We start from the raw sequence: 13,238 nt of genomic DNA on the forward strand, positions 1-13,238 counted from the left end.
CTCTGATCCACCCAATCGCGATGGACGACGCTCTGAGTTTCGCAATCCGTGAAGGCGGTCGTACCGTTGGCGCGGGCGTGGTTGCTAAAGTTCTCGGTTAATTGCTGATAACATTTGACGCAATGCGCAAAGAAAGGGCATCATTTGATGCCCTTTTTGCACGCTTTCGAACCAGAACCTGGCTCATCAGTGATTTTATTTGTCATAATCATTGCTGAGACAGGCTCTGTAGAGGGCGTAAGTCCGAAACTCATATAGAGCATTTCGGTTAGGTTCGCCTCGCGCTCGCGGGGTGAAAATGTTTGTAGAATTCTTCTGACAGGTTGGTTTATGAGTGCGAATACCGAAGCTCAAGGGAGCGGGCGCGGCCTGGAAGCGATGAAGTGGGTAGTTGTTGCCGTACTGCTGATTGTGGCTATCGTAGGCAATTATCTTTATCGTGACATGATGCTGCCGCTACGCGCGCTGGCAGTGGTTATTCTGATTGCTGCAGCGGGTGGTGTCGCGCTGTTGACGACCAAAGGTAAAGCGACCGTCGCTTTTGCCCGCGAAGCGAGAACCGAAGTCCGTAAGGTCATTTGGCCGACTCGCCAGGAAACTCTGCACACCACGTTAATTGTGGCTGCGGTTACCGCGGTAATGTCACTGATCCTGTGGGGACTGGATGGTATTCTGGTTCGCCTGGTATCCTTTATCACTGGCCTGAGGTTCTGAGATGTCTGAAGCCCCTAAAAAGCGCTGGTACGTCGTTCAGGCGTTTTCCGGTTTTGAAGGCCGCGTAGCAACGTCGCTGCGTGAGCATATCAAATTACATAATATGGAAGAGTTGTTTGGCGAAGTCATGGTTCCAACCGAAGAAGTGGTTGAGATCCGTGGCGGCCAGCGTCGCAAAAGTGAGCGCAAATTCTTCCCGGGTTACGTGCTTGTTCAGATGGTGATGAACGACGCAAGCTGGCATTTAGTGCGCAGCGTACCGCGCGTAATGGGCTTTATCGGCGGCACGTCTGACCGTCCGGCGCCAATCAGCGACAAAGAAGTTGATGCGATTATGAACCGCCTGCAGCAGGTGGGTGATAAGCCGCGTCCGAAAACGCTGTTTGAACCGGGTGAAATGGTTCGTGTTAATGACGGTCCGTTTGCTGACTTTAATGGCGTGGTCGAAGAAGTGGACTACGAGAAGTCCCGCCTGAAAGTTTCTGTTTCTATCTTTGGTCGTGCGACCCCGGTAGAACTGGACTTCGCTCAGGTAGAAAAAGCCTAAGCAGCGATCAAAAAAGCGGCGATCTAATCGTTGCACCAGGCGCGAGATTGGAATACAATTTCGCGCCTTTTGTTTTTATGGGCCTTGCCCGTAAGACGATTTTTATTCACGGGGAGCCTCCTTGAGGCGTTATTACCCAATCAGAGGATTTTAGAATGGCTAAGAAAGTACAAGCCTACGTCAAGCTGCAGGTTGCAGCTGGTATGGCGAACCCAAGTCCACCAGTTGGTCCAGCTCTGGGTCAGCAGGGTGTGAACATCATGGAATTCTGTAAAGCGTTCAACGCAAAAACTGAATCCCTGGAAAAAGGTCTGCCAATCCCAGTTGTTATCACTGTATACGCTGACCGTTCTTTCACTTTCGTTACCAAAACCCCTCCAGCAGCAGTTCTGCTGAAGAAAGCAGCGGGCATCAAGTCTGGTTCCGGTAAGCCGAACAAAGACAAAGTGGGTAAAATTTCCCGCGCTCAGCTGCAGGAAATCGCGCAGACCAAAGCTGCCGACATGACTGGCGCCGACATTGAAGCGATGACTCGCTCCATTGAAGGTACTGCACGTTCCATGGGCCTGGTAGTGGAGGACTAAGAAATGGCTAAACTGACCAAGCGCATGTCCGTGATCCGTGACAAAGTTGATGCGACCAAACAGTACGACATCAACGAAGCTATCGCTCTGCTGAAAGAACTGGCTACCGCTAAGTTCGTTGAAAGCGTTGACGTTGCCGTTAACCTGGGCATCGACGCTCGTAAATCCGATCAGAACGTTCGTGGCGCAACTGTACTGCCACACGGTACTGGCCGTTCCGTTCGCGTAGCTGTATTTGCTCAGGGTGCAAACGCTGAAGCTGCTAAAGCTGCCGGCGCTGAACTGGTAGGTATGGAAGATCTGGCTGATCAGATCAAGAAAGGCGAAATGAACTTTGACGTTGTTATTGCTTCCCCGGATGCAATGCGCGTTGTTGGCCAGCTGGGCCAGGTTCTGGGTCCACGCGGCCTGATGCCAAACCCGAAAGTTGGTACTGTAACTCCTAACGTTGCTGAAGCGGTTAAGAACGCTAAAGCAGGTCAGGTTCGTTATCGTAACGACAAAAACGGCATCATCCACACCACCATCGGTAAAGTGGACTTTGACGCTGACAAACTGAAAGAAAACCTGGAATCTCTGCTGGTTGCGCTGAAAAAAGCAAAACCAACTCAGGCGAAAGGCGTGTACATCAAGAAAGTTAGCATCTCCACCACCATGGGTGCAGGTGTTGCAGTTGACCAGTCTGGTCTGAGCGCTGCTGCAAACTAATACCTTTACGTGGGCGGTGATTTTGTCTACAATCTTCGCCCACGTTTGCTAACTATGGTTAGCAGGTAACCGAATTGTTCGTTGGAGCCTGGCCTATCCAGGCCTCCGTCGAAGACCGCAGGTGTTTCGCAAGAGACTTAATCCCCTGCGTAGACGGTGACAGAACGCTAAGATTATTTTTGGATACTCTGGCTTGTTTCTGCTCACCGTATTAAGACGCTCTTTCCGTTTGGGAGAGTGAAGTGAGTTCCAGGGCATGAGCCCTGGCAAACATCCAGGAGCAAAGCTAATGGCTTTAAATCTTCAAGACAAACAAGCGATTGTTGCTGAAGTCAGCGAAGTAGCCAAAGGCGCGCTGTCTGCAGTAGTTGCGGATTCCCGTGGCGTTACTGTAGATAAAATGACTGAACTGCGTAAAGCAGGTCGTGAAGCTGGCGTTTACATGCGTGTTGTTCGTAACACCCTGCTGCGCCGCGTAGTTGAAGGTACTCAGTTCGAGTGCCTGAAAGACACGTTTGTTGGTCCAACCTTGATTGCATACTCTATGGAACACCCGGGCGCTGCTGCTCGTCTGTTCAAAGAGTTCGCGAAAGCGAATGCAAAATTCGAGGTTAAAGCTGCAGCCTTTGAAGGTGAGTTGATCCCGGCATCGCAAATCGATCGCCTGGCAACCCTGCCGACCTACGAAGAAGCAATTGCACGCCTGATGGCAACCATGAAAGAAGCTTCGGCTGGCAAACTGGTTCGCACTCTGGCTGCTGTTCGCGATGCAAAAGAAGCTGCTTAATCGCAGTTATCTTTATAAAGCATTTGCTTACGTATAAACTTATTCTGATTTTCAGGAACAATTTAAATGTCTATCACTAAAGATCAAATCATTGAAGCAGTATCCGCTATGTCCGTAATGGACGTTGTAGAACTGATTTCTGCAATGGAAGAAAAATTCGGTGTTTCCGCTGCTGCTGCTGTAGCTGTAGCTGCTGGCCCGGCTGAAGCTGCTGAAGAAAAAACTGAATTCGACGTAATTCTGAAAGCTGCTGGCGCTAACAAAGTTGCTGTTATCAAAGCAGTACGTGGCGCAACTGGCCTGGGTCTGAAAGAAGCTAAAGACCTGGTAGAATCTGCTCCAGCTGCGCTGAAAGAAGGCGTGAGCAAAGACGACGCAGAAGCACTGAAAAAATCTCTGGAAGAAGCTGGCGCTGAAGTTGAAGTTAAATAAGCCAACCCTTCCGGTTGCAGCCTGAGCAATTAGGCTGATGGCTGGTGACTTTTTAGTCACCAGCCTTTTTGCGCTGTAAGGCGCCAGTAGCATTTCACACTGTTTGACTGCTGGTTTGCCTGACAATGCTTGTTTCTATCGACGACTTAATATATTGCGACAGAGTGCTCGCTCTGTGTAAATCGCGACGAAATGATTTAAGCGTGATAGCAACAGGTATTGCGGAAAGTATTCAATTTTCCGGTCCACAAAATGGTGTTGCACAAACTGTCCCTCCGTCGGACAGATGGGTCGACTTGTCAGCGAGCTGAGGAACCCTATGGTTTACTCCTATACCGAGAAAAAACGTATTCGTAAGGATTTTGGTAAACGTCCACAAGTTCTGGACATTCCATATCTCCTTTCTATCCAGCTTGACTCGTTCCAGAAGTTTATCGAGCAAGATCCTGAAGGGCAGTACGGTCTGGAAGCCGCCTTCCGTTCCGTGTTCCCGATTCAGAGCTACAGCGGTAATTCCGAGCTGCAGTACGTCAGCTATCGCCTTGGCGAACCGGTGTTTGACGTTCAGGAATGTCAGATCCGTGGCGTGACCTACTCTGCACCGCTGCGCGTAAAACTGCGTCTGGTGATCTACGAGCGCGAAGCGCCGGAAGGCACCGTAAAAGACATTAAAGAACAAGAAGTCTACATGGGTGAAATTCCACTCATGACAGACAACGGTACTTTCGTTATCAACGGTACTGAGCGTGTTATCGTTTCCCAGCTGCACCGTAGCCCGGGCGTCTTCTTCGACAGCGATAAAGGTAAAACACACTCTTCCGGTAAAGTACTGTATAACGCGCGCATCATCCCTTACCGTGGTTCCTGGCTGGACTTCGAGTTCGATCCTAAAGACAACCTGTTTGTCCGTATCGACCGTCGTCGTAAACTGCCTGCGACCATCATTCTGCGTGCGCTGCAATACACCACTGAACAGATCCTGGACCTGTTCTTTGAGAAAGTGGTCTTTGAAATTCGCGACAACAAGCTGCAAATGGAGCTGGTGCCTGAGCGTCTGCGTGGTGATACCGCATCGTTCGACATCGAAGCCGACGGCAAAGTGTACGTGGAAAAAGGCCGCCGCATCACCGCGCGCCATATCCGTCAGCTGGAAAAAGATGAAATCAAACACATCGAAGTACCGGTTGAATACATCGCTGGCAAAGTCGCGGCAAAAGATTACGTTGACGAATCGACTGGCGAATTGATCTGCCCGGCGAACATGGAGCTGAGCCTGGATCTGCTGGCGAAGCTGAGCCAGTCTGGTCACAAGCGTATCGAAACGCTGTTCACCAACGATCTGGACCACGGTCCGTACATCTCTGAGACAGTACGTGTCGACCCAACTAACGATCGTCTGAGCGCACTGGTAGAAATCTACCGCATGATGCGCCCGGGTGAGCCCCCGACTCGCGAAGCGGCTGAAAGCCTGTTCGAGAACCTGTTCTTCTCCGAAGACCGCTACGATCTGTCCGCGGTTGGTCGTATGAAGTTCAACCGTTCTCTGCTGCGTGACACGATCGAAGGTTCCGGTATCCTGAGCAAAGAAGACATCATCGAAGTGATGAAGAAGCTCATCGATATCCGTAACGGTAAAGGCGAAGTGGATGATATCGACCACCTCGGCAACCGTCGTATCCGTTCCGTAGGCGAAATGGCAGAAAACCAGTTCCGTGTTGGCCTGGTACGTGTTGAGCGTGCGGTTAAAGAGCGTCTGTCTCTGGGCGATCTGGATACCCTGATGCCTCAGGATATGATCAACGCTAAGCCAATCTCTGCAGCAGTGAAAGAGTTCTTCGGTTCCAGCCAGCTGTCTCAGTTTATGGACCAGAACAACCCGCTGTCTGAGATTACCCACAAGCGTCGTATCTCTGCACTCGGCCCAGGCGGTCTGACACGTGAACGCGCAGGCTTCGAAGTTCGAGACGTACACCCGACTCACTATGGTCGCGTATGTCCAATCGAAACGCCTGAAGGTCCAAACATCGGTCTGATTAACTCCCTGTCCGTGTACGCACAGACTAACGAATACGGTTTCCTCGAGACCCCGTATCGTAAAGTGACTGACGGTGTTGTAACCGACGAAATTCATTACCTGTCTGCTATCGAAGAAGGCAACTACGTTATTGCTCAGGCGAACTCCAACCTGGATGACGAAGGCCACTTTGTAGAAGATCTGGTTACCTGTCGTAGCAAAGGCGAATCCAGCCTGTTCAGCCGTGACCAGGTTGACTACATGGACGTTTCCACCCAGCAGGTGGTATCCGTCGGTGCGTCCCTGATCCCGTTCCTGGAACACGATGACGCCAACCGTGCATTGATGGGTGCGAACATGCAGCGTCAAGCCGTTCCAACTCTGCGTGCTGATAAGCCGCTGGTTGGTACCGGTATGGAACGTGCTGTTGCCGTTGACTCCGGTGTAACTGCGGTTGCTAAACGTGGCGGTCTGGTTCAGTACGTGGATGCCTCCCGTATCGTTATCAAAGTTAACGAAGACGAGATGTACCCGGGCGAAGCAGGTATCGACATCTATAACCTGACGAAGTACACCCGTTCTAACCAGAACACCTGCATCAATCAGATGCCATGTGTCTCTCTGGGTGAGCCGGTTGAGCGCGGCGACGTGCTGGCAGACGGTCCGTCCACCGACCTCGGTGAACTGGCGCTCGGTCAGAACATGCGCGTAGCGTTCATGCCGTGGAACGGTTACAACTTCGAAGACTCCATCCTCGTTTCCGAGCGTGTGGTTCAGGAAGATCGTTTCACCACGATTCACATTCAGGAACTGGCATGTGTGTCCCGTGACACCAAGCTGGGGCCGGAAGAGATCACTGCCGACATCCCGAACGTGGGTGAAGCAGCGCTCTCCAAACTGGATGAATCCGGTATCGTTTACATCGGTGCGGAAGTGACCGGCGGCGATATTCTGGTAGGTAAAGTGACGCCGAAAGGTGAAACCCAGCTGACGCCAGAAGAGAAACTGCTGCGTGCAATCTTCGGTGAGAAAGCGTCTGACGTTAAAGACTCTTCTCTGCGCGTACCAAACGGTGTTTCCGGTACGGTTATTGACGTTCAGGTCTTCACCCGTGACGGCGTTGAGAAAGATAAGCGTGCGCTGGAAATCGAAGAGATGCAGCTCAAACAGGCTAAGAAAGACCTGTCTGAAGAACTGCAGATCCTCGAAGCGGGTCTGTTCAGCCGTATCTATGCGGTGCTGGTTGCCGGTGGTGTTGAAGCTGAGAAGCTCGACAAGCTGCCACGCGATCGCTGGCTGGAACTGGGCCTGACCGACGAAGAGAAACAGAATCAGCTGGAACAGCTGGCTGAGCAGTACGACGAGCTGAAACACGAGTTCGAGAAAAAACTCGAAGCGAAGCGCCGTAAAATCACTCAGGGCGACGATCTGGCACCGGGCGTGCTGAAGATTGTTAAGGTTTATCTGGCCGTTAAACGTCAGATCCAGCCTGGTGATAAAATGGCAGGTCGTCACGGTAACAAGGGTGTTATCTCTAAGATCAACCCGATCGAAGATATGCCGCACGATGCTAACGGTACGCCGGTAGATATCGTACTGAACCCGCTGGGCGTACCGTCTCGTATGAACATTGGTCAGATCCTCGAAACTCACCTGGGTATGGCTGCGAAAGGTATCGGCGAGAAAATCAACGCCATGCTGAAGCAGCAGGAAGAAGTCGCGAAACTGCGCGAATTCATCCAGCGTGCGTACGATCTGGGCACTGACGTTCGCCAGAAAGTTGACCTGAACACCTTCAGCGATGAAGAAGTGCTGCGTCTGGCTGAAAACCTGCGTAAGGGTATGCCAATCGCGACGCCGGTCTTCGATGGTGCGAAAGAGTCTGAAATCAAGGAACTGTTACAGCTGGGTGGCCTGCCGACTTCCGGTCAGATCACACTGTTCGACGGTCGTACTGGCGAGCAGTTTGAGCGTCCGGTAACCGTTGGCTACATGTACATGCTGAAACTGAACCACCTGGTTGACGACAAGATGCACGCGCGTTCTACCGGTTCTTACAGCCTGGTTACTCAGCAGCCGCTGGGTGGTAAGGCGCAGTTCGGTGGTCAGCGCTTCGGTGAGATGGAAGTGTGGGCGCTTGAAGCATACGGCGCAGCATACACCCTGCAGGAAATGCTTACCGTTAAGTCTGATGACGTAAACGGTCGTACCAAGATGTATAAAAACATCGTGGACGGCAACCATCAGATGGAACCAGGCATGCCAGAATCCTTCAACGTACTGTTGAAAGAGATTCGTTCGCTGGGTATCAACATCGAACTGGAAGACGAGTAATTCTCGCTCAAACAGGTCACTGGTGTCGGGTTAACCCCCGACACCAGATTGTGCTAACTCCGACGGGAGCAAATCCGTGAAAGATTTATTAAAGTTTCTGAAAGCGCAGACTAAAACCGAAGAGTTTGATGCGATCAAAATTGCTCTGGCTTCGCCAGACATGATCCGTTCATGGTCTTTCGGTGAAGTTAAAAAGCCGGAAACCATCAACTACCGTACGTTCAAACCAGAGCGTGACGGCCTTTTCTGCGCCCGTATCTTTGGGCCAGTAAAAGATTACGAGTGCCTGTGCGGTAAGTACAAGCGCCTGAAACACCGTGGTGTGATCTGTGAGAAGTGCGGCGTTGAAGTGACCCAGACCAAAGTACGCCGTGAGCGTATGGGCCACATCGAACTGGCGTCTCCAACTGCGCACATCTGGTTCCTGAAATCTCTGCCGTCCCGTATCGGTTTGCTGCTGGATATGCCGCTGCGCGATATCGAACGTGTTCTGTACTTCGAATCTTATGTTGTGATCGAAGGCGGGATGACGAACCTGGAACGTAACCAGATTCTGACCGAAGAACAGTATCTGGACGCGCTGGAAGAGTTCGGTGACGAATTCGACGCGAAGATGGGTGCGGAAGCTATCCAGGCCCTGCTGAAGAGCATGGATCTGGAGCAAGAGTGCGAGCAGCTGCGTGAAGAGCTGAACGAAACCAACTCCGAAACCAAGCGTAAAAAGCTGACCAAGCGTATCAAGCTGCTGGAAGCGTTCGTTCAGTCTGGTAACAAACCAGAGTGGATGATCCTGACCGTTCTGCCGGTTCTGCCGCCAGATCTGCGTCCGCTGGTTCCGCTGGATGGTGGTCGTTTCGCAACGTCCGATCTGAACGATCTGTATCGTCGCGTTATCAACCGTAACAACCGTCTGAAACGTCTGCTGGATCTGGCTGCGCCGGACATCATCGTACGCAACGAAAAACGTATGCTGCAGGAAGCGGTCGACGCCCTGCTGGATAACGGTCGTCGCGGTCGTGCGATCACCGGTTCTAACAAGCGTCCTCTGAAATCTTTGGCCGACATGATCAAAGGTAAGCAGGGTCGTTTCCGTCAGAACCTGCTCGGTAAGCGTGTTGACTACTCCGGTCGTTCTGTAATCACCGTAGGTCCATACCTGCGTCTGCATCAGTGCGGTCTGCCGAAGAAAATGGCGCTGGAGCTGTTCAAACCGTTCATCTACGGCAAGCTGGAGCTGCGTGGCCTGGCCACCACCATCAAAGCCGCTAAGAAAATGGTTGAGCGCGAAGAAGCTGTCGTTTGGGATATCCTGGACGAAGTGATCCGCGAACACCCGGTCCTGCTGAACCGTGCACCAACTCTGCACCGTCTGGGTATCCAGGCCTTTGAGCCAGTACTGATCGAAGGTAAAGCTATTCAGCTGCACCCGCTGGTTTGTGCGGCTTATAACGCCGACTTCGATGGTGACCAGATGGCTGTTCACGTACCGCTGACGCTGGAAGCCCAGCTGGAAGCGCGTGCGCTGATGATGTCTACCAACAACATCCTGTCTCCAGCGAACGGTGAGCCAATCATCGTTCCTTCTCAGGACGTTGTACTGGGTCTGTACTACATGACCCGTGACTGTGTTAACGCCAAAGGCGAAGGCATGGTGCTGACTGGCCCGAAAGAAGCTGAGCGTATTTACCGCGCTGGCCTGGCCTCTCTGCATGCGCGCGTTAAAGTGCGTATCACTGAATACGAAAAAGATGCTAACGGCGAATTCGTTGCGACCACCAGCCTGAAAGACACGACCGTGGGTCGTGCGATTCTGTGGATGATCGTACCGAAAGGTCTGCCTTTCTCCATCGTCAACCAGGCGCTGGGCAAGAAAGCAATCTCCAAAATGCTGAACACCTGTTACCGCATTCTGGGCCTGAAACCGACCGTTATCTTCGCTGACCAGACGATGTACACCGGCTTTGCTTATGCAGCGCGTTCAGGTGCATCTGTTGGTATCGATGACATGGTGATCCCAGAGAAGAAATACGAGATCATCAGCGAAGCAGAAGCTGAAGTTGCCGAAATCCAGGAGCAGTTCCAGTCTGGTCTGGTAACCGCAGGCGAACGCTATAACAAAGTTATCGATATCTGGGCTGCGGCGAACGATCGTGTATCCAAGGCGATGATGGACAACCTGCAGACCGAAACCGTGATTAACCGTGACGGCGTCGAAGAGCAGCAGGTCTCCTTCAACAGCATCTACATGATGGCCGACTCCGGTGCGCGTGGTTCTGCGGCACAGATTCGTCAGCTGGCAGGTATGCGTGGTCTGATGGCGAAGCCAGATGGCTCCATCATCGAAACGCCAATCACCGCGAACTTCCGTGAAGGTCTGAACGTACTCCAGTACTTCATCTCCACGCACGGTGCGCGTAAAGGTCTGGCGGATACCGCACTGAAAACCGCGAACTCCGGTTATCTGACGCGTCGTCTGGTTGACGTTGCTCAGGACCTGGTTGTTACCGAAGACGATTGTGGCACCCTCGAAGGTATCACCATGACCCCGGTTATCGAGGGTGGTGATGTTAAAGAGCCACTGCGCGATCGCGTACTGGGTCGTGTTACCGCGGAAGACATTCTGAAGCCGGGTACCGCAGACATTCTGGTTCCACGCAACACGCTGCTGCACGAGCACTGGTGTGACCTGCTGGAAGCGAACTCTGTCGACTCCGTGAAAGTGCGTTCCGTTGTATCCTGTGACACCGACTTTGGTGTATGTGCACACTGCTATGGTCGTGACCTGGCGCGTGGCCACATCATCAACAAAGGTGAAGCAATCGGTGTTATCGCGGCACAGTCCATCGGTGAGCCGGGTACACAGCTGACGATGCGTACGTTCCACATCGGTGGTGCGGCATCTCGTGCGGCTGCTGAATCCAGCATCCAGGTGAAAAACAAAGGTAGCATCAAGCTCAGCAATGCGAAGTCTGTTGTTAACTCTTCAGGCAAGCTGGTTGTCACCTCACGTAACACCGAGCTGAAGCTGATCGACGAATTCGGTCGTACCAAAGAGAGCTATAAAGTACCTTACGGTGCTGTTATGGCTAAAGGTGATGGCGAGCAGGTTGCTGGCGGCGAAACCGTAGCAAACTGGGATCCACACACCATGCCGGTTATCACCGAAGTGGCTGGTTTCATCCGCTTCACCGACATGATCGACGGCCAGACCATTACGCGTCAGACCGACGAACTGACCGGTCTCTCCTCGCTGGTTGTTCTGGATTCTGCAGAACGTACCGCAGGCGGTAAAGATCTGCGTCCAGCACTGAAAATCGTTGATGCCAACGGTAACGATGTTCTGATCCCGGGCACGGATATGCCGGCTCAGTACTTCCTGCCAGGTAAAGCGATCGTTCAGCTGGAAGATGGCGTACAGATCAGCTCTGGTGACACCCTGGCGCGTATTCCTCAGGAATCCGGCGGTACCAAGGACATCACCGGTGGTCTGCCACGCGTTGCGGACCTGTTCGAAGCACGTCGTCCGAAAGAGCCGGCAATCCTGGCGGAAATCAGCGGTATTATCTCCTTCGGTAAAGAGACCAAAGGTAAACGCCGCCTGGTAATCACGCCGCTGGATGGCAGCGAACCGTACGAAGAGATGATTCCGAAATGGCGTCAGCTCAACGTGTTTGAAGGTGAACGTGTAGAACGTGGTGACGTGGTTTCCGATGGTCCAGAAGCACCGCACGACATTCTGCGTCTTCGTGGCGTACACGCGGTAACGCGTTACATCACCAACGAAGTACAGGACGTTTACCGTCTGCAGGGCGTTAAGATCAACGATAAGCACATCGAAGTTATCGTTCGTCAGATGCTGCGTAAAGCCACCATCGTGAACGCGGGCAGCTCCGAGTTCCTCGAAGGTGAGCAGGTTGAATACTCTCGCGTTAAGATTGCAAACCGCGATCTGGAAGCGAACGGCAAAAACAGTGCGACCTTCGCACGTGACCTGCTGGGTATCACCAAAGCGTCTCTGGCAACCGAGTCCTTCATCTCCGCGGCATCGTTCCAGGAGACCACTCGTGTGCTTACCGAAGCAGCCGTTGCGGGCAAACGCGACGAACTGCGCGGTCTGAAAGAGAACGTTATCGTGGGTCGTCTGATCCCGGCTGGTACCGGTTATGCGTACCACCAGGATCGTATGCGCCGTCGCGCAGCGGGCGAACTGCCAGCTGCACCACAGGTGACTGCAGAAGATGCTTCTGCAAGCCTGGCAGAGCTGCTGAACGCAGGTCTGGGCGGTTCCGACAACGAGTAATCGTGCCTTCAGCTAATAAAAAACCCGCTTCGGCGGGTTTTTTTATATCTGAGGGGTTATTTGACTAACGGAATGCGCCGATAAAGTTCGATCATATCGCCCGCCAGATCCTGAATAACCATCGCGTTCATCAGATGATCCTGGGAGTGAACGGTAATCAGGTTGACCGGCAGTTTGCCTGTTCCTTCATCCAGCCCAATAAGCTGGGTCTGAATAACGTGAGCATGTTTCACGTATTCGCGTGACTCTTCCATTGCCTTTTCAGCGTCGTCAAAATCGCCTTTACGCGCCATTTGCAATGCCGTTAAAGCCGCACTGCGCGCCGCGCCCGCATTAACCAGCAGTTCCATGATCGTGGTTTCTAAATCTTCCATGATTACTCCAGTAGTTTCAGCGCTTTTTCCAGCACGACATCACCTTTCATCATGCCGTAATCCATCATGTCGATCACCGCGACTTTTTTACCCAGCGGCTCGGCCTGGGCCTGCAGTTTTGCTTGCTCGTATTTAACCTGTGGCCCCAGTAATACGATGTCAGCGGTAGCGATCTCATCTTTAAACTCAGCAACCGGCACGGCTTTAATGCTTACTTCGACCCCTTTTTTCTGCGCGGCGTCTTTCATGCGTTGAACCAGCATGCTGGTCGACATTCCCGCTGCACAGCATAAAACGATGTTCTTCATAGTCAGCCTCGATCTACATGTGTTTATTGATAATTATCCCGTGCCGTCTGCTTCAACAACCGCTTTACCGCGATTGTGTGTCTGGCATCACAAAGAAACGGGCAATTTTCTGAAACCGGTTACAAATTTTACAAAG

Annotated in this window: 11 protein-coding genes; 9 read left to right on the plus strand and 2 right to left on the minus strand. The window is 52.4% G+C overall.

Annotation, left to right across the window (positions count from 1 at the left end; genetic code table 11):
* The 9 genes from B2Q93_RS15275 to rpoC all read left to right on the plus strand — a co-directional run.
* Positions 1 to 101: hypothetical protein (locus B2Q93_RS15275; RefSeq protein ID WP_286933663.1), on the plus strand; the 101-nt coding region annotated here is incomplete at its 5' end.
* Between the two features lie 229 nt (positions 102 to 330).
* Positions 331 to 714 (plus strand): preprotein translocase subunit SecE, encoded by a 384-nt coding sequence (secE, locus tag B2Q93_RS15280; protein WP_003862342.1) that lies wholly within the window; start codon positions 331 to 333, stop codon positions 712 to 714.
* A 1-nt stretch (position 715) separates the two neighbouring features.
* Complete coding sequence (gene nusG, locus B2Q93_RS15285; RefSeq protein ID WP_003862341.1) at positions 716 to 1,261, plus strand: transcription termination/antitermination protein NusG; 546 nt, start codon at positions 716 to 718, stop codon at positions 1,259 to 1,261.
* 155 nt (positions 1,262 to 1,416) lie between these two features.
* Positions 1,417 to 1,845 carry a 50S ribosomal protein L11 gene (gene rplK, locus B2Q93_RS15290; protein WP_008503452.1) on the plus strand — a complete coding sequence of 143 codons (429 nt, stop codon included), beginning with the start codon at positions 1,417 to 1,419 and terminating at the stop codon, positions 1,843 to 1,845.
* 3 nt (positions 1,846 to 1,848) lie between these two features.
* Positions 1,849 to 2,553, plus strand: a complete 705-nt coding sequence (gene rplA, locus B2Q93_RS15295; RefSeq protein ID WP_040077680.1) for a 50S ribosomal protein L1 — start codon at positions 1,849 to 1,851, stop codon at positions 2,551 to 2,553.
* A 289-nt stretch (positions 2,554 to 2,842) separates the two neighbouring features.
* Positions 2,843 to 3,340, plus strand: coding sequence for a 50S ribosomal protein L10 (gene rplJ, locus B2Q93_RS15300; RefSeq protein WP_001207203.1), 498 nt, complete (start codon positions 2,843 to 2,845; stop codon positions 3,338 to 3,340).
* 66 nt (positions 3,341 to 3,406) lie between these two features.
* A complete protein-coding gene (gene rplL / locus B2Q93_RS15305; protein WP_000028882.1) occupies positions 3,407 to 3,772 on the plus strand; it encodes a 50S ribosomal protein L7/L12 in 366 nt (121 codons plus the stop codon).
* Positions 3,773 to 4,091: 319 nt separating this feature from the next.
* Positions 4,092 to 8,120, plus strand: a complete 4,029-nt coding sequence (gene rpoB / locus B2Q93_RS15310) for a DNA-directed RNA polymerase subunit beta (RefSeq protein ID WP_040077679.1) — start codon at positions 4,092 to 4,094, stop codon at positions 8,118 to 8,120.
* 76 nt (positions 8,121 to 8,196) lie between these two features.
* Positions 8,197 to 12,420, plus strand: a complete 4,224-nt coding sequence (rpoC, locus tag B2Q93_RS15315) for a DNA-directed RNA polymerase subunit beta' (RefSeq protein WP_040077678.1) — start codon at positions 8,197 to 8,199, stop codon at positions 12,418 to 12,420.
* 56 nt (positions 12,421 to 12,476) lie between these two features.
* Here rpoC and B2Q93_RS15320 read toward each other — a convergent pair whose 3' ends face one another.
* Both B2Q93_RS15320 and B2Q93_RS15325 read right to left on the minus strand, forming a co-directional pair.
* Complete coding sequence (locus B2Q93_RS15320; RefSeq protein WP_046887175.1) at positions 12,477 to 12,794, minus strand: PTS lactose/cellobiose transporter subunit IIA; 318 nt, start codon at positions 12,792 to 12,794, stop codon at positions 12,477 to 12,479.
* 2 nt (positions 12,795 to 12,796) lie between these two features.
* Positions 12,797 to 13,102, minus strand: coding sequence for a PTS sugar transporter subunit IIB (locus B2Q93_RS15325; RefSeq protein ID WP_035890299.1), 306 nt, complete (start codon positions 13,100 to 13,102; stop codon positions 12,797 to 12,799).
* Positions 13,103 to 13,238: the final 136 nt, after the last annotated feature.

The sequence above is a fragment of the Leclercia sp. UBA5958 genome, assembly GCF_002430365.1.
In the GTDB taxonomy this organism is placed as follows: domain Bacteria; phylum Pseudomonadota; class Gammaproteobacteria; order Enterobacterales; family Enterobacteriaceae; genus Enterobacter; species Enterobacter pneumoniae.

Coding starts and splice junctions, on each gene's coding strand:
- secE (WP_003862342.1), top strand. CDS start 331: ATGAGTGCGAATACCGAAGCTCAAGGGAGCGGGCGCGGCCTGGAAGCG.
- nusG (WP_003862341.1), top strand. CDS start 716: ATGTCTGAAGCCCCTAAAAAGCGCTGGTACGTCGTTCAGGCGTTTTCC.
- rplK (WP_008503452.1), top strand. CDS start 1,417: ATGGCTAAGAAAGTACAAGCCTACGTCAAGCTGCAGGTTGCAGCTGGT.
- rplA (WP_040077680.1), top strand. CDS start 1,849: ATGGCTAAACTGACCAAGCGCATGTCCGTGATCCGTGACAAAGTTGAT.
- rplJ (WP_001207203.1), top strand. CDS start 2,843: ATGGCTTTAAATCTTCAAGACAAACAAGCGATTGTTGCTGAAGTCAGC.
- rplL (WP_000028882.1), top strand. CDS start 3,407: ATGTCTATCACTAAAGATCAAATCATTGAAGCAGTATCCGCTATGTCC.
- rpoB (WP_040077679.1), top strand. CDS start 4,092: ATGGTTTACTCCTATACCGAGAAAAAACGTATTCGTAAGGATTTTGGT.
- B2Q93_RS15320 (WP_046887175.1), bottom strand. CDS start 12,794: ATGGAAGATTTAGAAACCACGATCATGGAACTGCTGGTTAATGCGGGC.
- B2Q93_RS15325 (WP_035890299.1), bottom strand. CDS start 13,102: ATGAAGAACATCGTTTTATGCTGTGCAGCGGGAATGTCGACCAGCATG.